Here is a 19,735-nt window from a genome sequence, read left to right as displayed (position 1 = left end):
GGGCGTGGACAACGTCGGGGCCTTTATTGCCGAGCCGATCCAGGGTGCCGGTGGCGTGATCGTGCCGCCTGAGACCTACTGGCCGCGCATCAAGGAAATCCTCGCCAAGTACGACATCCTGTTCGTCGCCGACGAAGTGATCTGCGGTTTTGGCCGCACCGGTGAGTGGTTTGGCAGTGATTTCTACGACCTCAAGCCCCACATGATGACCATCGCCAAAGGCCTGACCTCGGGTTACATCCCCATGGGCGGCTTGATCGTGCATGACGACGTGGTTGCCGTGCTCAATGAAGGCGGCGATTTCAACCACGGCTTCACCTATTCCGGTCACCCGGTGGCCGCCGCCGTGGCCCTGGAAAACATCCGCATCATGCGTGATGAAAAAATCATTAAGCGGGTGCACGAAGAAGCGGCACCGTATTTGCAGAAACGTCTGAGGGAACTGGCTGATCACCCGCTGGTGGGTGAAGTGCGCGGTGTGGGCATGCTCGGGGCGATTGAGCTGGTGCAGGACAAGGCCACGCGCAAACGTTACGAAGGCCGTGGTGTGGGCATGATCTGCCGCACGTTCTGCTTCGAGAATGGCCTGATCATGCGCGCCGTGGGCGACACCATGATCATTTCGCCGCCGCTGGTGATCAGCAACGCGGAAATCGACGAGCTGGTGACCAAGGCTCGCCACTGCCTGGACCTGACTTTGGCGGCATTGCAGGGCTAAGTGCTAGGCTCAGAACGCAGCGGCTTTCGGGCGCTGCATTCTGAGCAGCTATAAATGAGGCTTTGGTTGAAAGCCGGCCTCGGAACTTGCCAGACTGTCGCCCTGTTTTGTTGCCCTTTAGACGGGCCGCTTAACACTGTAAGAACGTGGCCCAAAAAAGAAAAATTGGAGCATCACCAAATGAAGGCATTAGGTTTGAAGAACGCTGGCAAGACCCTCCTCGCCTTGTCCCTGTTGGGCGCAATGGCGGGCGCGGCCCAGGCAGACGATAAAGTCCTGCATGTGTACAACTGGTCCGACTACATTGCACCGGACACCATCGCCAACTTTGAAAAAGAGTCGGGCATCAAGGTGGTGTACGACGTTTTTGACAGCAACGAGACCCTCGAAGCCAAGTTGCTGGCAGGCAAGTCCGGTTACGACATCGTCGTGCCGTCGAACAACTTCCTCGCCAAGCAGATCAAGGCCGGTGTCTATCAGGAGCTGGACAAGTCCAAGCTGCCTAACTACGACAACCTGAACAAATCCCTGCTTAAAGCCGTGTCGATCAGCGACCCGGACAACAAGCACGCCTTCCCGTACATGTGGGGCTCGATCGGCATCGGCTACAACCCGGAGAAGGTCAAGGCTGCACTGGGTATCGACAAGATCGACTCGTGGGACGTGCTGCTCAAGCCTGAAAACATCGCCAAGCTGAAAAGCTGTGGTGTGAGCTTCCTTGATTCGCCAACCGAAATGCTCCCGGTGGCACTGCACTACCTGGGCCTGCCGACCGACACCCAGAAGAAAGCTGACCTCAAGCAAGCTGAAGACCTGTTCCTCAAGCTGCGTCCATCGATCGGCTACTTCCACTCGTCCAAGTACATCTCGGACCTGGCCAACGGCAACATCTGCGTAGCCGTGGGTTACTCGGGTGACATCCAGCAGGCCAAGTCCCGCGCGGCTGAAGCCGGTGGCAAGGTCAAAGTGGCCTACGACATTCCGAAAGAAGGCGCCGGCAGCTTCTTCGACATGGTCGCCATCCCTAAAGATGCCGAAAACGTCGACGCCGCCTACAAGTTCATGAACTACCTGCTCAAGCCGGAAGTCATGGCCTCGATCACCAACAGCGTGCGTTTCCCGAACGGTAACGAGAAGGCTACCGCACTGGTCGACAAAGACATCACCAGCGACCCGGGCATCTACCCGCCAGCCGATGTGCAGGCCAAGCTCTACGCCATTGCTGACTTGCCGGCTGCAACCCAGCGTGAAATGACACGCAGCTGGACCAAGATCAAATCGGGTAAATAAACGTTGAAACCTGTGGGAGCGGGCTTGCCCGCTCCTGCACAAACCCGTTCACAAAAATTAAATGACAGAAAGTTTTGCCGGATCGGTTTATCGAGGGTAAGTTGCGCGCCGGTTTTGTTGCCGGGCAACAACTTTAAGGCCCAACTATTTAAGAGGACCTCCACTTGCCAATTTCTTTATTTCGCAAAGCCATGCTGGTGGGTGCAGGTATCACGCTGGCTGTGAGCGTGCAGGCCGCACCGACGGTGCATATTTATAACTGGTCGGACTACATTGGCCCGGACACCCTGGCCAACTTTGAAAAGGCGACAGGCATCAAGCCCGTGTATGACGTGTTTGATTCCAACGAAACCCTGGAAGGCAAGTTGCTCGCCGGTCGTACCGGTTACGACGTGGTGGTGCCGTCCAACCATTTTCTCGGCAAGCAGATCAAGGCTGGCGCGTTCCAGAAGCTCGATAAGTCATTGCTGACAAACTATGCCAACCTCGACCCGGCGCTGCTAAAGCGCCTGGAAAAGAACGATCCAGGTAACCAGTATTCCGTGCCGTACCTGTGGGGTACCAACGGCATTGGCTACAACGTCGATAAAGTCAAAGAAGTGCTGGGCGTCGACCATATCGATTCCTGGGCCGTGCTGTTCGAGCCGGAGAACATGAAGAAGCTCGCCACCTGTGGCGTTTCGTTCATGGACTCGGCCGATGAAATGCTGCCGGCGGTGCTCAACTACATGGGCCTGAACCCCAACAGCACCAACCCTGAAGACTACAAGAAGGCCGAAGAGAAGCTGCTCAAAGTGCGGCCCTACGTGACCTATTTCCATTCTTCCAAATACATCTCGGACCTGGCCAACGGCAACATTTGCGTGGCAGCCGGTTTCTCCGGTGATGTGTTCCAGGCCAAGGCCCGTGCGGCCGAGGCTGGCAAAGGCGTGAACATCGCCTACACGATTCCCAAAGAAGGCGGCAATTTGTGGTTTGACGTGCTGGCGATTCCCAAGGACGCCACCAACGTCAAAGAGGCCCACGCCTTCATCAACTATTTACTGCAACCTGAGGTGATCGCTCAGGTCAGTGATCAAGTCGGTTACGCCAACCCTAACCCAGGCGCGGACAAACTGATGGAGCAATCGATACGCACTGACGCAGCGGTTTACCCACCGCAGGCGGTTCTCGACCGGACGTTCGTCAACTTCGAGCTACCCCCGAAAGTGCAACGTTTAATGACCCGTAGCTGGACCAAGGTCAAGACGGGCAAGTAAAGCTCAAACTATCCAAGGTTTTGCCCGTCTTGGGCGAACCTCAAATTTTGTTGGGAGTTTCGTAAATGGCAGTTGCCTCCGGCGCCTATAAGAAAGCCCTCGAGGGCGACCAGACACCGAAAAAGGTGTTGGTCAAAATCGACCGGGTCACGAAGAAGTTCGACGAGACGATTGCCGTGGACGATGTGTCCCTGGAAATCAAAAAAGGCGAGATCTTCGCCTTGCTCGGCGGCTCGGGTTCGGGCAAATCCACCCTGCTGCGCATGCTCGCAGGCTTCGAGCGCCCAACGGAAGGTCGCATCTACCTCGACGGTGTGGACATCACCGACATGCCGCCCTACGAGCGGCCGATCAACATGATGTTCCAGTCCTACGCCTTGTTCCCACACATGACCGTGGCGCAGAACATCGCCTTCGGCCTGCAACAGGACAAGATCCCCAAGGCTGAAGTCGACGCCCGCGTGGCCGAGATGCTCAAGCTGGTGCAGATGAGCCAGTACGCCAAGCGCAAGCCGCACCAGCTGTCCGGTGGCCAGCGCCAGCGTGTGGCGTTGGCACGTTCCCTGGCCAAGCGCCCGAAACTGCTGCTGCTCGATGAGCCGATGGGCGCATTGGACAAAAAGCTGCGTTCGCAGATGCAGCTGGAACTGGTGGAAATCATCGAGCGCGTGGGCGTGACCTGCGTGATGGTGACCCACGACCAGGAAGAGGCCATGACCATGGCCGAGCGCATCGCGATCATGCACCTGGGCTGGATCGCGCAGATCGGCAGCCCGATCGACATCTACGAAACCCCAACCAGCCGCCTGGTGTGCGAGTTCATCGGCAACGTGAACATTTTCGACACCCAAGTGGTGGACGACGCCGAAGGCCACGCGGTGCTCAAGTGCCCGGACCTGGACCGCGACATCTACGTGGGCTACGGCATCGCCACCTCGGTGGAAGACAAGTCGGTGACCTACGCGATCCGCCCGGAAAAGCTGCTGGTCACCACCGAAATGCCGACCTGCGAGCACAACTGGTCCAGCGGCAAGGTGCACGACATCGCCTACCTGGGCGGCCATTCGGTGTTCTACGTGGAACTGCCAAGCGGCAAGCTGGTGCAGTCCTTCGTGGCCAACGCCGAACGCCGTGGCCAGCGCCCAACCTGGGGTGACCAGGTGTACGTGTGGTGGGAAGACGACAGCGGCGTGGTACTTCGCTCATGAACATGAAGAAGTTCAAACGCCAGCTGCAACGAATAACACCCGGTGGCCGGCATGTGGTCATCGGGATCCCTTTCCTCTGGCTGTTCCTGTTTTTTGCGCTGCCGTTCTTCATCGTCCTGAAGATCAGCTTTGCCGAAGCCGACGTGGCGATCCCGCCTTACACCGAGATCTACACCTTCGTTGAGCAAAAGCTGCAATTGGTGCTCAACCTGGGCAACTACGCGATGCTCGGCGACGATGAGTTGTACATCGCCGCCTACCTCGGCTCGCTGAAGATGGCGTTTTTCAGCACGATTTTGTGCCTGTTGATCGGCTACCCGATGGCCTACGCCATTGCCAGCGCGCGCAAAGAGATGCAGACCGTGCTGGTGCTGCTGATCATGATGCCGACCTGGACCGCGATCCTGATCCGCGTGTATGCGTGGATGGGCATCCTCAGCAACAACGGGTTGCTCAACGGCTTCCTGATGTCCATCGGGCTGATCAACGAGCCGCTGCAGATCCTCAACACCAACATTGCGGTGTATATCGGCGTGGTCTATTCGTACCTGCCGTTCATGATCCTGCCGCTGTACGCCAACCTGGTTAAACACGACCAGAGCCTGCTGGAAGCCGCATCGGACCTGGGTTCGAGCACCTTCAACAGCTTCTGGAAAATCACCGTGCCGCTGTCCAAGAACGGCATCATCGCCGGTTGCATGCTGGTGTTTATCCCGGTGGTGGGCGAGTTCGTGATTCCTGAACTGCTCGGCGGCCCGGAAACCCTGATGATCGGTAAAGTGCTGTGGCAAGAATTCTTCAACAACCGTGACTGGCCGGTGGCGTCTGCCCTGGCGGTGGTGATGCTGGCGATCCTGATCGTGCCGATCATCCTGTTTAACCGCAGCCAAGCCAAAGAGATGGAGGGCAAGATATGAAGCGCTTCAGTTTCTCGAGTTTCATGCTGGTAGCGGGGTTGCTGTTTATCTACCTGCCGATGCTGATCCTGGTGATCTACTCGTTCAACGAATCCAAACTGGTGACGGTGTGGGGCGGTTGGTCGATCAAGTGGTACGTGGGCTTGCTGGACAACACCCAGTTGATGGGCTCGGTGGCACGCTCTCTGGAAATCGCCTGCTACACCGCCGTTGCGGCGGTGGCATTGGGTACGCTGGCGGCGTTCGTGCTGACCCGTATCAGCCACTTCAAGGGCCGCACGCTGTTCGGCGGCCTGGTGACTGCGCCATTGGTGATGCCCGAAGTGATCACCGGTCTGTCGCTGTTGCTGCTGTTCGTGGCGATGGCGCAGATGATCGGCTGGCCCCAGGAACGTGGCATCGTCACCATCTGGATCGCCCACACCACGTTCTGTGCGGCGTATGTGGCGGTCGTGGTGTCGGCGCGCTTGCGTGAGCTGGACCTGTCGATCGAAGAAGCGGCGATGGACTTGGGTGCACGGCCATGGAAGGTGTTCTTCCTGATCACCATCCCGATGATCGCGCCGTCCCTGGCAGCGGGCGGCATGATGTCGTTCGCGCTGTCGCTGGACGACCTGGTACTGGCCAGCTTCGTGTCGGGGCCGGGTTCGACTACGTTGCCGATGGAAGTGTTCTCGGCAGTACGTCTGGGGGTTAAACCCGAGATCAACGCCGTGGCCAGTTTGATTCTGCTGGCGGTGTCGCTGGTGACCTTCCTGGTGTGGTTCTTCAGCCGTCGGGCCGAAGAGATGCGCAAGAAGGCGATCCAACAAGCCATCGAAGAAGCGGCGGCGGACGGTTGGCAGCAACCGGACAAGCGCCGGGCGCCTGCGCCGGTCTAACTGGCGCAACACGTAAACAATGTGGGAGCTGGCTTGCCTGCGATAGCGGTGTGTCAGTCGAAGGATGAGTCGACTGACATGGCCTTATCGCAGGCAAGCCAGCTCCCACATTTGATTGCATTTCAAGTCAGCTATGCAGCCCACGGCGATTTGCGAATCACCTCGACAAAGTTCATCGGCTTGAACCCCGGCTCCTGATCCACCAACACATCGGTCTTCACGTTGCCAAACGTGGTCCGCGGGCGATGGCGCAAGCCGTCGGCAAACGCGCAGATGATGCATTCCTTGAACCCTTCGCCGCGTGGATGCGCATGCACCACGGCCTCGCGCTGCACGCTGGAAAAGGCGGCGTAGTCCATGCCCAGCACATCCATCTCGACACCAGCGGTCACCAGCGCCACGGTCGGGCGCAAGTGCTGCGGTACACCCGGCGTGGTGTGCAGGGCGATCGACAGCCAGACTTGTTCGATATCGTCATCGCTCAGCCCGTAAGGCTTGAGGAACGCGGCCGCTGCGTTGGCGCCGTCCACTTCGAAACGCTCGTTGTCACTGCGATGGCCTTCGAGCAGGCCCAGGTCATGGAACATCGCGCCGACGTAAAGCAGTTCCGGGTTGTAGGCCAACTGCTTGCGCTCACCACTCAGGGCACCGAACAGAAACACCCGGCGCGAGTGGTGGTAAAGCAAGTCGGACTCGACGTCGCGGATGTATTCGGTGGTGGCCTTGGCCAGGGCGCTGTCCGGGATCTGGATGCCTGCGATGGCGTTGCTCATGGTCGTTCTCCTCAACAAAGCGCCGGGGGTGGCGCCGATGAGTGAAGTCTGGTCGCGTACCCGCGATGGGGCTATCGCGGCGAGGGTGCGATGTCGGCCAATGTGGCTCGATATCAAGCCACATGCGGTCAAATGTGGGAGCCGGCTTGCCTGCGATGCTGACGACTCGGTCTGTCAGTTAGACTGAGGGGAGGCCATCGCAGGCAAGCCAGCTCCCACAGGGGTTTATGTTCCTCCAGTAGAAGGTGTGTTGTTCATGGGCAAAACCGTCGCCATCCTGATCTTCCCCGGCGTCCAGTCACTGGACGTGACCGGCCCCATGGATGTGTTCTGCGAGGCCAACCGTTTCCTGCTGCCCGAAGACCATTATCAGCTTGAAGTGATCGGCCTGGGCCACGGTACGATGGCCGCCTCTAACGGCCTTTCATTGCAGGCCCATCGGCATTACCCCGAAGCCCTGCAAGCCTACGACTTGCTGCTGGTCGCTGGTGGCCCTCAGCTGCCCTTCGAGGATTTCGGCGCCCAGTTTGATGATTGGCTGCGCGGTGCCGCCGCCCGCGCACAGCGCTTTGGCTCGATCTGCAATGGCGCCTTCATGCTGGCGCGCGCCGGGTTGCTCGATGGCAAAACCGTCACCACGCACTGGAACGATGCCGCCGACCTGGCGCGCCTGTGCCCCTCGGCCCAGGTGGATGCCGACCGTCTCTACGTGCAGGACGGTAATCTCTACACCTCGGCGGGCGTCACGGCCGGCATTGACCTGTCGCTGTACCTGCTGGCCCAGGATCACGGCCCGGAAGTTGCGCTGAGCGTGGCCAAGCGACTGGTGGTGTTCACCCAGCGCTCGGGCGGGCAGTCGCAGTTCAGCCCGTTCCTCACGCCTCACGCCGAAAGCACTTCGGCGGTGGCGTTGGTGCAGCTTTACGTACTGGCGAACTTGACCGGGGATTTGACCATTGCCGATCTGGCCAAGGCGGCCAACATGAGTGCGCGTAATTTCTCTCGGGTATTTGCTCGTGAGGCGCGCATAACGCCTGCCGAGTTTGTCGAGCGGGCGCGAGTGGACGCGGCGCGGGTGATGCTCGAAAGCAGCCCCGCACCGCTCAAGACTGTGGCCTATCAATGCGGTTTCCGTGACGCCCAGCACATGCGCAGTGTGTTCAACCGCCGGCTGGGCGTGACGCCGCAACAGTTCCGGCTTAACTTTGCGGCGCCGGTGTGAGCGTGTCGTAGGCTTCCAGCGCGCGCAGCGAATAGATGTACGCAGCACCGGCATTCAGCGAGATGGCGGTGGCCAGGGTGGCGGCAACTTCTTCTCGGGTCGCGCCGGCCTTGATCGCCGCGTCGGCATGCGCGGCGATACAGCCGTCGCAGCGCGTGGTGATGGCCACGGCGATGGAAATCAGCTCACGGGTCTTGGCGTCGAGTACTTGGTTTTCCTCGGCAGCCTCGCCCAGCGCCATGTAGGCTTTGACCATCTTCGGGTTGCTCTTGCCCAGCGCGCCAAAGGTTTTATTCACGTTAGCAAGCAAGTTGGACCAGTTATTGAACATTGCGGTAACTCCTGAACGGGTTGGGTGTGAAGCCAGTGTGCGCGGTTCAGGTTTGGCGCTTTTGTTCGATCCACTCACCTTTTTGACCGATGCTCGCAAATGAACTCCATCGACACCCTGATTGCGTTGGCCAACCTGCGCGGCAGTCTGGATCTGCGCTGCCAGTTCCAGGGCGCGTGGGCCATGGACCACGGGCCTGAGCCGCTGGGCGTGGCGCCGTATCACATTGTGCTGGCGGGCACCTGCCACGCCGAGTTGTCGGGCGGCCAGCAGGTGACGCTGGAGGAGGGCGACATCCTGTTGATGCCCGGTGGCGCGACGCACCTGGTACGCAGCCAGGGCGCGCGGGTCAAGCCGGTGGCGCAGACCGTCATCGAGGGCGGCCTGTTGCCGATCCACCGCCTGGGAGGAGAGCAGCCGGACGTGGATATGCTCTGCGGCAACTTTCACTACAACCGCCAGTCGTTGTTGCTTGGTGCGTTGCCGGAATTTTTGGTGGTATCCAGCCGTGAGTGGCAGGGCGATGGGCAGTTGGCCGCGTTGATTGCTTTACTGCGCAGCGAGGCGGACGGCCAGCAACTGGGCGCACGCTCGTTTATCGACGCGCTGTCGTCGGCCTTGTTCACTCTGATCCTGCGCACCTGGCTGACCCGCCAGGCGCCGGTGGCGGGCACCTTCGCGTTGCTCGCCGACAAGCGCCTGAGCAAAGCCTGGCAGGCGATGCTGGCCGAGCCCGGCCATGAGTGGACCATCGACAGCCTGGCGGCAGCCGCCACCATGTCGCGGGCAACCTTCATGCGGGCGTTTGTGAAAGTCGCGGGCGTGTCGCCGTGGGTGCTGCTGACGCAGCTGCGCATGGAGCTGGCATTCAACCTGCTGCGCCAGTCGCGCCTGAGCCTGCTGGATATCGCGGCGCAGGTGGGTTACCAGTCCCAGGCGGCGTTCAGCAAGAAGTTCAAGGAAACCTATGGCGAGGCGCCGGGGCGGATGCGGGCGAACACAGACTAACTGCGATAGCATCAACTCGGTCTGCCTGATGGACCGAGTTGATGCTATCGCAGGCAAGCCAGCTCCCACACAAGCCAGCTCCCACATTGATCGGGTTTACAGGCTGTTACCGGGCAGGCAACAGCTTCAGCGTGCCACGGGTATTCGCCGTCACCTCTTCCTCACTGAAATGCGCCTGCTCGTACCCACCCTCGATATAGGTTTCCGCCTGGTCGCCATAGTGCGAGTCAAACGGCACCCCGCTTTGCCCCACGGGGTTGATGGTCAATGCATGGGCCGGGTCGGCAAAGTCGATCAGGCGCCGGGTCGACGGGCCATAGGTCACGGGCCACGGCGCAGGGCCGATCATGGCCGATTGGTTATTCGGCACTTCGTGGGTGCCGGGCGCCGGGAATGGGCCGACGTTGAAAATCTTGTCCAGTGGCTTCTGCATGCCCAACGGATGCCCATGGGTCAGGGTATGGGCCTTGCCCCACTGCCATTGCGACGGGTCATCGCCAAAGGTGGCCTTGAGGTGCGCGAGGCTGTTGTCCCAGGCGAGTTTTACCGTGTCCGCGCGCTTGCCGTTCCACCATGGCGAGTCCGCCGAGGCGGCCAGGCGTGGCAGTGCGGCGTCGATCACCCGCGTGGTGATCAGGGTTTTGAACATCGCATCGCCCAGTTTCGGGTGGAAGGCCGCGTCGGTGAGGTTGAACAGAAACTGGTTGAACAGCGTGGCGCTGGTGGAGTCCAGCGGGTAGTCGCCTCTCCAGCTTGCAAGCTGCTCCACCAGTTTCAACTGCGCCGGGTCCTTGACCACTTCACGCAGCACCGGCAACAGCGGCGCCAGCAGGCGTGGGCCGTAGGCGGTGGTGGTGCCCAATTGCAAGGCCTGGCTGTTGTTCACGTCCCACTTCACGCTTTTATCGCTCAACTGCGTGTTCAACTGCTGGCCGCGGTCGGCGAGGTTGTAGTAACCAGGGATTTCCATGCCGGTGGGTGAGGCCGGTTGGGCGTTGGCCGACACCACATAACCACGGGCCGGGTTTTCTTCCTGTGGGTTGGCGCTGAACGGGTAGAAGCCCAATTTGTCCGCCTGGGCGGTGCTGCCGTCGAGAATGAATGCCGGGTTAACGCCGGCCGGGCGGATCGGCAACTGCGCCGCCGCCCACCAACCGATATCGCCCTTGGCATTCGCCCACACGATATTCAGGCCCGGCGCGGACACCTTGGCAGCGGCGGCGCGCACTTTGGCCAGGGTGTCGGCGCGGTTGAGTTCGTAGAAGCCTTCGAGGATAGGGTTTTCGGTGTCGAGGAACGCCCACCACATGGCAATCGGCGTGCTGCCGGCATTCTCGCCCAGCACGTCATTGATGATCGGGCCGTGGGGCGACTGACGCAGGGTGAGCGTCACCGGCGCCTGGCCCTTGACCGCAATCTGCTGTTCGCTGCTGGTCATGTTGACCCATTGGCCGTGGTACCAGACCTGGTTGGGGTTGTCCGGGTTGACCTTTTCGGCGATCAGGTCGAGGTCATCGTTCTGGAACATGGTCAGGCTCCAGCCGAAATCCAGGTTGTGTCCCAGGAACGCCACCGGCACCAGTGCGTTGTGATAGCCGTACAGCTCAAAACCTGGCGCCGACAATTGCGCCTCGTACCACACCGACGGCACCGAGAAACGGATATGCGGGTCACCGGCCAGCAACGGTTTGCCGCTTTTGGTGCGGCTGCCGCTGATGGCCCAGGCGTTGCTGCCTTCGAACTGCGGCAAACCGTTGTCGGCCAGGGCCTTGTCGCTCAAGGTGGCAAGGGCGCCGAGGGATTTCCAGTCACTGGCGGCCAGGTTGAGGGCGCCCTTGGGTTGCCAGTCGAGGTCGAAGACTTTCAGGTAGTCGCTGCCGAGCTGGTCGCGCACGTAAGTCAGCAGCGGCTCGGTACGAAACGCGGCAGCAAAGCTGTAGGCCATATACCCGGCAACACTGATGGTGTCTTCGGCGGTAAACCGTCGTTTAGGAATGCCCAGCACGTCAAACTCCACGGGGCTGGCGTGGCTGTCCTGATATTGGTTGATGCCATCCAGGTAGGCTTGCAAGGCCTTCCAGGCTGCCGAGTCGTGGTCCATGTGCTCGACGTAACTCAAGGCGCGCTCGCGAATGCGCAGGCTGCGAAACAGCTTGTCGGTCTCCAGCACCTTCGGCCCCAGCACCTCGGCCAGCTCGCCACGGGCCAGGCGCCGCATGATTTCCATCTGGAACAGCCGGTCCTGGGCATGCACATAGCCCAGGGCGCGGTACAGGTCGGTCTCGTTCTCGGCGCGAATGTGCGGCACGCCACGGTCGTCATAACGCACCGTGACCGCGCCTTGCAGGTTGGCCAGTGTCTCGGTGCCCTGGCGGGTCGGTTGCTTGCTGTACACATACCAGCCAGCGCCGGCCAAGAGGGCGGCAATCAGGATAGCGAGCACGGTCAGGCTGCGTTTCATGGACGGTCCTTGAGTCAGTCACCTTGAAGGTCAACGGAGTCTAATCGGTTTGGCGAGAACTGCGGGAATTGCTGATACGCCGCAGCGACAGCCGAGGTTCAAGTGCCGAATGTGTCGACTACGCTACTATTGCGCCGGTCATCTTTGAGCTTTTTTCCATGACTTGCGCCACGCAACCTACCCCAGACTCCAGCCGCCCCGAGGTTGCCTACGCGTGCTGCCTGGAAGCGCCCTCGTTGATCGGCCGGTTTTTGCAGCACCCGCCACAGGGCTTTGACGCCCGGCTGTCCGCCCAGGGCCTGCCGTACTTCTTCACGCCATTTGACCTGCTGACGACGGCTGAAGACGAGTTCGTGAACCGTGTGCGCGGTTGGCCCGGGTTTGGTCTTTGGAATGCGTGGCTGCGCATCGACAGCTGCTTTGTCGGCACCACGGTCAGCGAATATTCGCCATTGCCCCGCAACGTGCCACCCCAGGACCTCGCGCAGTGGCTGCAAGAAGAGTGCGCGCCGCAGCGCAAACTCACAGTCGTCAAAGATCTGCCCTGTGACTCGCCGCTGCTCAGCGATGCAGACAACCGCTACGCCCAAGCCTTGATCGAGGACTGTACCCGGCGCGGCTTTATCTGCCTCGAAGGCCAGGCGCTGGCCTATGTGCCGATCAACTTCAGCACCATCGACGAGTACCTGGCGCGTTTGTCCCACAGCCGTCGACGCAATATCCGACGCAAACTGCGCAGCCGCGAGGCGTTGCGGGTGGAAGTCCTGGACACTGGCGATGCGCGCTTCAACGATGAGGCGTGGCTTGCGCAGTTGTACGGCCTGTACAAGGCGGTGTACGACCAGAGCGAGATTCACTTTGACCTGCTGACCCCGGCGTTTTTCCGCAGCTTGTTGCAGGACGCCGCCAGCAACGGGCGGGTGTTCTGCTACTGGCACTGCGACGAACTGATCGGCTACAACCTGTGCTACGTAGAGGGCGACAAGCTGCTCGACAAGTACATCGGGCTCAACTACCCACAAGCGTTGGAATTCAACCTGTACTTCGTCAGCTGGTTTGTGAACCTGGAATACGCCGTGGCCAATGGGCTGAAATTTTATGTGGCGGGTTGGACCGACCCGCAGGTCAAGGCCAGCCTCGGCGCCGACTTTACCTTCACCCGTCATCTGGTCTGGATCCGCAACCCGTTGCTGCGCAAGCTCGGCAACCGTTTCCGCCATCACTTTGAAAGCGATGCGCAGTGGCAGCAGGAGAAATCCCAATGAGCCAGGACCGCGCGCCGCTGATCCTCGATTTTGACAGTGCCGTGAGTGACATTCCCGGCGCGATTACCTTGCCCATGCAGGCCTGGCAGGAAAAAATCCGCTTCGGTTGCCGCTGGGCGCAGTTCAAGGAGCTGGAAACCGCCCTGCACGCGCAGATGCCCAGCGATTACGGCTGTGTGTTCACCGGCAGCGGCGATTATCACCACCTCAGCCAGCTGCTGTTGAACCGCCTGCCGACGCAGCAGAAATTCCAACTGATCATTTGCGACAACCACCCTGACAACATGCGCTACCCGTTCGGCATCCATTGTGGCTCATGGGTTTACTGGGCCAGCCGTTTGCCACAGGTCGAGCATGTGCATGTGTTGGGCATCGGTTCCCAGGATATCGGCCTGGGCCATGCCTGGGAGAATCACTGGTCGCCGCTGCTCAAGCGCAAGCTGACTTACTGGAACGTCAACGTCGACACGCGCTGGATGAACTGGATCGGCGCCGGGCGCAGCAACCGTGCGTTCGGCAACGCCGATGAGCTGATGCGTGCGTTCCTCGCGCAGTTCGACCGTTCACTGCCGGTTTACCTGTCCATCGACAAAGACGTGCTGAGCCCCGAAGTGGTCAACACCAATTGGGACCAGGGCGAGTTTCTGGAGCAGCATTTGAACGATCTGATCGACGCTTGCCAGGGCCGGATCATCGGGGCGGACATCACCGGCGATGTGTCGGCTTACCACTATGAGAGCAAGTTCAAACGCTGGTTAAGTGCCTCCGATGGCCAGGAAGAACTGCCGCCGGCGCAGGTGCAGATCTGGCAACAGCAGCAGAACGAGCTGAATGGCCGGCTGGTGGCGCGTATCAATCAGGGGTGGCGACAATAGCTTTTAGCTGGGCGAATACGCTTTCGAAGTGTTCGTCCGTCAGCCAATGGCTGTTGCTGATCGACAGTGTGCGGCTGGCAAACGCCTGGGCCTGGCTAATGTCGCCGCCCGGTTGCAGCAAAGGGGCGACGGCGGGGTAGTCCGGCAAGGTGTGGATAAACAGGCGGGTCACGCCGAGCCCGGATGTCCACAGTTGCGCCATGGCGGCATCACGCGCCTGCGCGGTCGGCATCAGCACCATCAAAAACGGCCAGGTGCCTTGCTGCCCCAGTCGGTCCATGATCACCGCGACGCCGGGTAAGTCATTCAAGCGCGCCGCCCGGCGTAAGGCGCGGGTACGGCCTTGTTGCAAGTAGTCAGGCAAGCGCGCCAGTGCGGCGGCACCGACCTTTTGCCGATAACCGCCGAGGCGGTGCAGCGGGATATCGTTGACCGAAAAATCATCACCCACGGCGGCCACTTCATCACCCTGTGCCAGCGCCGTGCGCAACGCCTTGCCATACACGTAGTGCAAGCCGCGCGGTTGGTAAAGCAGCGCGTAACCCCAGAGTTCGGCACTGCGTTGCAGCTCCCAGCGCAGGCTCAAGGGCAGGTCTTGCGCGCACTGGCGGTGCAATGCCTGATGCAGCACCGGGTCGCGGCTGAACAGCACGCCGCCTTCGGCCGTGGTCAGGCCTTTGCCCAGCGCCAGGCTGAAAAACCCCACATCGCCTTTGAGCCCGACGCTGCGGCCATCGTCGAGGGCGCCCAGGGCTTGGGCGGCGTCTTCGATCACCACGGCGCCGACTGATTCGGCAATACGCTTGGCGGCGTCCACATCGGCCACGCGCCCGGCCAGGTGGGTGACCACCACGGCCAGGGTGCTGTCGTCGCACAGTTGCTTGAGGTGTTGCTCGTCGAGGTCAATGCTGCCGGGCTGCAAATCACAGGGCACCACCCGTAACGGCGGGCAGTAATGCGCGGCCAATGCCACCAATGGGCAGGTGTACGCAGGCACAATCAGCCGAGTGCGGCCAGGCATGCGCTGCTGCAACACGCGCAAGGCGATGATCAGCGCGGCGGTGCCGGAGCAGGGCAGTGCAGGCAGTGGAATCGAAAACTGGCGGGCCAGCGACTGGGCGAGGTCGCCCGATAAACTGAGCAAGTCCCGCCCGCGCAAGGGCAGGCCGGCGGTGGGCGGGATTTCTTTGTTCATGACACCAGTGGCTGCGAAGGTTCGGCCTCGACGGTTTTGCTCTCTTTGTCTTCACTGCGCGCCAGGCACAGGATGCCCGCGATGATCAGCGCGCCGCCGATGATTTTCGGCCAGGTCAGGGTGTCATCGAACAGCCAGACCGAGATCAGCGTCACGCTGATCAGCTCCAGGTGCGAGGCGGCAAATGCCGGGCCTACCGGCGCGTATTTGAGCAAGGTCATCCAGGTAAAAAACGCGCCGATATAGCCGACAAAGGCGCCGTAGATCCACGGTGCGCCAAACACCCGGGCCAGCCACGCGACGTCCATGGTCAACGGTTCGGCATGCACCGAGGCAAATTTGAAACTGACCTGCGCCAAGGTGTCGAAAATGATCAGCGCGAGAAAACCCAGGATATAAAAACGTTTCATCATTCAAACCCTACGACGGTCACGCCACAGGCGATCAGCATGATGCCGATCAACCGCCATTTGCTCAGGCTTTCCTTGAACAGGAAACGCCCGGCAATCATGATCACCACGATGTTGATCGAACCCAGCATCACGCCGACCGACAACGGCACCAGCGTCAGGAACGCCAGCCACAACACGAATTCGAAGACATAGCAGATCACCCCCAGCCAGATCCACGGGCGCTTGAGCATGTGTTTCCAGTGGGCGAGGCCGTCATGCTCGGCGCTGGCCGAGGCGGCGGCTTTGAACGCCAGTTGGCCGGACGTATCGACGATAACGTTGAGCATCCAGAGGATGATGGTTAACTGGCTCATGGAGTCTCGCGTCTGCTTGCAATGTCGCTGGACGCTTACAATACAGGAGCCTGCCGGCGGGGTGACTGGAGTTTGCCGGTCGAACAGCCGGCGTTCAGTTTGACGCCTTGCTCCACTGGCAATAGCAGCCCACCGCCAGGGTGTGGGTGGCATCGACTTCGCGCCCGGCCTCCAGGGCTTTGAGGATAGGCTCGATAAAGCTGTTGCTCGAATTGCACGTCAGCCCTTCGCTGTACGGCCCGAAGTACGCGAGTTTGCCGCTGCGATCCCAAATGCCTACGGCCGGAGTCGCCGGCACTTGGTCGGCGCCGAACAGGGCATTGAGCGGTTTCATTTTGCGCAAATTGTCGGGCAGTTGGCCGTGGCTGCCGGCCTTTTGCAGGGCATAGAACTCGACGCCCTGGGGCGCGTATTGCTCGATCAGTTCGCCCAGGTGCTGCTGGTTGCCGACGTTGCAGGGGCAGGCCGGGTCCCAGAAGTGCACCAGGCGAATCGGGCCTGGGCCTGCCAGTTCGGCGGGCAGGCGCAGGGCATCACCGGAAAACACCGCGGTGTGTTCGCTGAATGCGCGCAAATAGCGGCCCTGGAACCAGTCATAAGCCGCCCACAGCACGCCGGCGCAGATGACCAACAGCAGGCCGGCAAACAAGGCGGAGCGGTAGGGTTGTCGCATTCGGAACTATCCTCGAAGGTCGCGTAGCTTGCCATGCTTGCCCTGACAGATGAATATCGCAGCTCGATATTCATCTTCACCGTCAGTCTGGAAGCCTTTATGCCTGTGAGTTTTGACCCCGATCATCTGCGCGAGAGCTTGCGGCCACTGGTGGATGCGCAACCGCTCAGCGCCGAGGCGCGGGTCTACCAGCGTTTCTATGGGCTGGACCTGGCGGCGCGCAAAGTACCCGTCGTGAGCCGTTTGGGCCGTTTTGAAGTGGATGGCTTCCAGGTGGTAGCGCAGGTGTGGTGGCCGTCTGCGCCGGTGGCGACAATGTTCATGTACCACGGCTTCTACGACCATATGGGCCTGTACCGGCATGTGGTGGACTGGGCGCTGGATCAAGGTTTTGTGGTGATCGCCTGCGACTTGCCGGGCCACGGTCTTTCCAGTGGCGAGCGCGCCAGTATTGACGATTTTGCGGTGTACCAGGACGTGGTGCAGGCGCTGTTTGCGCAGGCCCACAGCTTGCAACTGCCGCAACCGTGGCACCTGTTCGGGCAAAGCACCGGCGGCGCGGTGGTGGTGGACCATTTGCTCAACCACGGCGCCGACAGCCCGGCCCAGGGCAAGACCTTCCTGCTCTCGCCCCTGGTACGGCCGCGTGCATGGGGTTGGTCGCAGGTCAGCTATTACCTGCTGCGCCCGTTCGTCAAAGGCATTGCGCGGCGGTTCAGCGAGAACACCCACGATCCCAAGTTCAAACCCTTCCTGGAAGCTGACCCGCTACAGCCGCGCCAACTGCCGACCGCGTGGGTGGGCGCGCTGGCGCGTTGGATCAAACGCATCGAAGCTGCGCCGCAAAGCCCACGGCGGCCGGTGATCGTGCAGGGAGAGGAAGATATGACGGTGGACTGGCAGCACAACTTGCAGGTGCTGCGGGGCAAGTTCGATCAGCCGCTGGTGTTGATGTTGCCGCGTGGTCGGCATCACTTGGCCAATGAGATCCCCGAGATTCGCGAAGAGTACTTCAAATTCCTGACGGATCATCTGAAGTAACACCGTTCAAATGTGGGAGCTGGCTTGTCGGGTCGCCGCATCGCTGCGATGCAGACACCTAGCTGTATCAGGCACACCGGGTTGATGCCATCGCAGGCAAGCCAGCTCCCACACAAGCCTGTTTCCACATTACTTATTGCGTCAGGCTGGAAGTGCTTTGACCTACTGCAAGTCCGGCGCGAATCGCGGCCAGCGCCGCCTTGTAATACGCCCGACCTTCAGGCGACTCCGCAAACGTGGCGAATTCTTCCAGTTCCGGGTCGGACAAATCTCGATAGACGTACAACAGCGTGTTGTTCAAGTCATTGCCGATCTGCTGCATCAGCCGCTCACGTTGGCCGTTCAACATGCCTTGCGCCTGACCGCCGCCCAACAGGCCGGGAATCATCTGGCTCAAACTGTCGGCTGCTACGCCGGCAATCGCCAGGCTGACTTCTGCGCCGGCTTCACGGGCCGGCAGCGCCTGGGCCAGGTGGCCGATGATCAGGCTGCGGGTGGCGTCGGCTTCGATGTGCGGCAGGCCCTTGGCATTTTTTGCCAACTGGTCGCGGCGCGTGGCCAGCAATTCAGCTGCAACGATTTTGCGACCCAACGGCGACTGGAAAAACGCCAGGGCAGGTTTCGGGTCCGCCAGATTTTTGCGCAATTGCGCCTCGGCCCGCTGGTCCACGGCCTGGGCGGCGAAGCGTTTATTGCTGTTATCCACCAGCGCCTGGTACACCGCCGGCGGCAGGCTATTGCGATAGCGTTGCTGTGCGGCACTCAGGGCGTCATTAAAATGCGCACGTTGTTCGGCCCAGCCGGCGACCTTGTACAACTGGTCATGGCCGTCTGCCCAGGCGGGCAAAACGCAGAACATCAGCAAGGAAAAAAACAAACGACGCATAGGGACTCCTGTCAGTCGGCCACTATTGTCCGTGTCGGGCGTAGGATTTGTCGAGAAATCCTATCAGTCACCTGACTAAAGTGTGTTCAGACGCTCGGCGGCTCTGTCGGATTCATAGGCGTATGGATACTATGCGCGCCATGCAAATATCCCTCGAACACCCGCTGCTGCAACGCATCGTCGACGACCTGGCCGAAAAAGGTTGGTCGCAGCAGAACGGCTTCCTGCCCCAGGCTCTGACCCTGGAGTTGGCGGCTGAGTGCCGTAAACGTGCGGCTGAGGGTGAATTGGCTCCGGCGGCTGTAGGACGCGGACCCGCGCAGGAGATACGCGAGGGCATTCGCGGCGACCATATCCAGTGGCTGGAGGAGGGCGACGCCGCTGTCTGCGAGACATACATGAGCGTGATGGACAGCCTGCGCCTGGCCATGAACCGCAGCCTGTTCCTGGGCCTGGAAGATTTCGAAAGCCACTTCGCGATGTATCCGCCAGGGGCGTTTTACCTCAAGCACCTGGACCGTTTTCGCGACGATGACCGGCGCATGGTCTCGGCAGTGGTCTATTTGAATGACGCCTGGTTACCTGAGCATGGCGGCCAGTTGCGCATGTACCTCAAGGGCGGCGTGGAATACGATGTGGTACCCACCGGCGGTAGCCTGGTGGTGTTCCTGTCCGGGGAGGTGCCCCACGAAGTCCTGCCCGCCACGCGCGAACGCCTGTCCCTGACCGGCTGGTTTCGCCGACGCGGTAACGAGCCGTTTTAACCATGCAAAAGATTCTGATCAGCCGCTGCCTGCTCGGGCACAAGGTGCGCTACGACGGTGGCGCCAGCGGCCCCTTCGATCAATTGGCGGCCTGGCAGGCCGAAGGCCGGGTGGTTGCGATTTGCCCGGAAGTATCAGGCGGTTTGCCGACACCGCGTCCCTCCGCCGAGATCCCGGGCGGGCAGGGCATTGATGTGTGGGA

Annotated in this window: 21 protein-coding genes; 13 read left to right on the top strand and 8 right to left on the bottom strand. The window is 60.8% G+C overall.

What is annotated here, in order from left to right; all coding sequences use genetic code 11:
* From FEM54_RS04355 to FEM54_RS04330, 6 genes are all read left to right on the top strand, one after another.
* Nucleotides 1-718 (top strand): aminotransferase class III-fold pyridoxal phosphate-dependent enzyme (locus tag FEM54_RS04355; RefSeq protein ID WP_138449650.1); only part of this gene is annotated, 718 nt, incomplete at its 5' end.
* Between the two features lie 195 nt (nucleotides 719-913).
* Nucleotides 914-2,008: a polyamine ABC transporter substrate-binding protein gene (locus FEM54_RS04350; protein WP_026013874.1), complete on the top strand. Its 1,095-nt coding sequence runs from the start codon at nucleotides 914-916 to the stop codon at nucleotides 2,006-2,008.
* A gap of 164 nt (nucleotides 2,009-2,172) precedes the next feature.
* Nucleotides 2,173-3,267, top strand: coding sequence for a polyamine ABC transporter substrate-binding protein (locus tag FEM54_RS04345; protein WP_017139531.1), 1,095 nt, complete (start codon nucleotides 2,173-2,175; stop codon nucleotides 3,265-3,267).
* A 65-nt stretch (nucleotides 3,268-3,332) separates the two neighbouring features.
* Nucleotides 3,333-4,475 carry an ABC transporter ATP-binding protein gene (locus tag FEM54_RS04340; RefSeq protein WP_003195240.1) on the top strand — a complete coding sequence of 381 codons (1,143 nt, stop codon included), beginning with the start codon at nucleotides 3,333-3,335 and terminating at the stop codon, nucleotides 4,473-4,475.
* The gene (locus FEM54_RS04335; RefSeq protein WP_017139530.1) at nucleotides 4,472-5,392 is read left to right on the top strand and encodes an ABC transporter permease subunit; all 921 of its coding nucleotides are present in this window, start codon (nucleotides 4,472-4,474) and stop codon (nucleotides 5,390-5,392) included. The genes FEM54_RS04340 and FEM54_RS04335 overlap by 4 nt, the downstream gene beginning before the upstream one ends.
* Entirely contained in the window at nucleotides 5,389-6,273 is an 885-nt protein-coding gene (locus tag FEM54_RS04330) for an ABC transporter permease subunit (protein WP_056860728.1), read from the top strand. The genes FEM54_RS04335 and FEM54_RS04330 overlap by 4 nt, the downstream gene beginning before the upstream one ends.
* A gap of 131 nt (nucleotides 6,274-6,404) precedes the next feature.
* Here FEM54_RS04330 and FEM54_RS04325 read toward each other — a convergent pair whose 3' ends face one another.
* On the bottom strand, nucleotides 6,405-7,046 hold the full coding sequence (locus tag FEM54_RS04325; protein WP_138449648.1) for an HD domain-containing protein: 642 nt from the start codon (nucleotides 7,044-7,046) through the stop codon (nucleotides 6,405-6,407).
* 256 nt (nucleotides 7,047-7,302) lie between these two features.
* On the opposite strand from FEM54_RS04325, the gene FEM54_RS04320 reads away from it, so the two are divergent.
* Nucleotides 7,303-8,268, top strand: coding sequence for a GlxA family transcriptional regulator (locus FEM54_RS04320; RefSeq protein ID WP_017139527.1), 966 nt, complete (start codon nucleotides 7,303-7,305; stop codon nucleotides 8,266-8,268).
* Here FEM54_RS04320 and FEM54_RS04315 read toward each other — a convergent pair.
* The gene (locus FEM54_RS04315) at nucleotides 8,246-8,599 is read right to left on the bottom strand and encodes a carboxymuconolactone decarboxylase family protein (protein WP_017139526.1); all 354 of its coding nucleotides are present in this window, start codon (nucleotides 8,597-8,599) and stop codon (nucleotides 8,246-8,248) included. The two genes, FEM54_RS04320 and FEM54_RS04315, sit on opposite strands and share 23 nt — an antisense overlap.
* 99 nt (nucleotides 8,600-8,698) lie before the next feature.
* Between FEM54_RS04315 and FEM54_RS04310 the strand changes: the two genes are divergently transcribed.
* Entirely contained in the window at nucleotides 8,699-9,607 is a 909-nt protein-coding gene (locus FEM54_RS04310; RefSeq protein WP_138449647.1) for an AraC family transcriptional regulator, read from the top strand.
* Between the two features lie 106 nt (nucleotides 9,608-9,713).
* Here FEM54_RS04310 and FEM54_RS04305 read toward each other — a convergent pair whose 3' ends face one another.
* Nucleotides 9,714-12,068, bottom strand: a complete 2,355-nt coding sequence (locus tag FEM54_RS04305; RefSeq protein WP_138449645.1) for a penicillin acylase family protein — start codon at nucleotides 12,066-12,068, stop codon at nucleotides 9,714-9,716.
* A gap of 158 nt (nucleotides 12,069-12,226) precedes the next feature.
* Here FEM54_RS04305 and FEM54_RS04300 point away from each other — a divergent pair, with 158 nt between their 5' ends.
* Both FEM54_RS04300 and FEM54_RS04295 read left to right on the top strand, forming a co-directional pair.
* Nucleotides 12,227-13,333, top strand: a complete 1,107-nt coding sequence (locus FEM54_RS04300) for a GNAT family N-acetyltransferase (protein ID WP_138449643.1) — start codon at nucleotides 12,227-12,229, stop codon at nucleotides 13,331-13,333.
* Nucleotides 13,330-14,208 carry a hypothetical protein gene (locus FEM54_RS04295; RefSeq protein WP_017139522.1) on the top strand — a complete coding sequence of 293 codons (879 nt, stop codon included), beginning with the start codon at nucleotides 13,330-13,332 and terminating at the stop codon, nucleotides 14,206-14,208. Before FEM54_RS04300 ends, FEM54_RS04295 begins: the two co-directional genes overlap by 4 nt.
* On the opposite strand, the gene FEM54_RS04290 is transcribed toward FEM54_RS04295, so the two are convergent.
* From FEM54_RS04290 to FEM54_RS04275, 4 genes are all read right to left on the bottom strand, one after another.
* Entirely contained in the window at nucleotides 14,186-15,403 is a 1,218-nt protein-coding gene (locus FEM54_RS04290) for a DegT/DnrJ/EryC1/StrS family aminotransferase (RefSeq protein WP_138449642.1), read from the bottom strand. The two genes, FEM54_RS04295 and FEM54_RS04290, sit on opposite strands and share 23 nt — an antisense overlap.
* On the bottom strand, nucleotides 15,400-15,813 hold the full coding sequence (locus FEM54_RS04285) for a DMT family transporter (protein WP_017139520.1): 414 nt from the start codon (nucleotides 15,811-15,813) through the stop codon (nucleotides 15,400-15,402). The genes FEM54_RS04290 and FEM54_RS04285 overlap by 4 nt, the downstream gene beginning before the upstream one ends.
* Entirely contained in the window at nucleotides 15,813-16,169 is a 357-nt protein-coding gene (locus FEM54_RS04280) for an EamA family transporter (RefSeq protein WP_026013873.1), read from the bottom strand. The genes FEM54_RS04285 and FEM54_RS04280 overlap by 1 nt, the downstream gene beginning before the upstream one ends.
* A gap of 94 nt (nucleotides 16,170-16,263) precedes the next feature.
* On the bottom strand, nucleotides 16,264-16,842 hold the full coding sequence (locus FEM54_RS04275) for a DUF6436 domain-containing protein (protein WP_138449640.1): 579 nt from the start codon (nucleotides 16,840-16,842) through the stop codon (nucleotides 16,264-16,266).
* A 99-nt stretch (nucleotides 16,843-16,941) separates the two neighbouring features.
* Here FEM54_RS04275 and bipL point away from each other — a divergent pair, with 99 nt between their 5' ends.
* Nucleotides 16,942-17,883 (top strand): phospholipase BipL, encoded by a 942-nt coding sequence (gene bipL / locus FEM54_RS04270; RefSeq protein WP_138449652.1) that lies wholly within the window; start codon nucleotides 16,942-16,944, stop codon nucleotides 17,881-17,883.
* Between the two features lie 133 nt (nucleotides 17,884-18,016).
* On the opposite strand, the gene FEM54_RS04265 is transcribed toward bipL, so the two are convergent.
* Nucleotides 18,017-18,769: a DUF2059 domain-containing protein gene (locus FEM54_RS04265; protein WP_138449639.1), complete on the bottom strand. Its 753-nt coding sequence runs from the start codon at nucleotides 18,767-18,769 to the stop codon at nucleotides 18,017-18,019.
* A 131-nt stretch (nucleotides 18,770-18,900) separates the two neighbouring features.
* Here FEM54_RS04265 and FEM54_RS04260 point away from each other — a divergent pair, with 131 nt between their 5' ends.
* Both FEM54_RS04260 and FEM54_RS04255 read left to right on the top strand, forming a co-directional pair.
* Entirely contained in the window at nucleotides 18,901-19,533 is a 633-nt protein-coding gene (locus tag FEM54_RS04260; RefSeq protein WP_026013871.1) for a 2OG-Fe(II) oxygenase, read from the top strand.
* A 2-nt stretch (nucleotides 19,534-19,535) separates the two neighbouring features.
* On the top strand, nucleotides 19,536-19,735 hold a 200-nt coding region (locus FEM54_RS04255), incomplete at its 3' end, for a 2-thiouracil desulfurase family protein (protein WP_138449637.1).

This window comes from Pseudomonas edaphica (genome assembly GCF_005863185.1).
Lineage (GTDB): Bacteria > Pseudomonadota > Gammaproteobacteria > Pseudomonadales > Pseudomonadaceae > Aquipseudomonas > Aquipseudomonas edaphica.
This window is presented reverse-complemented; position numbering and strand designations above follow the sequence as displayed.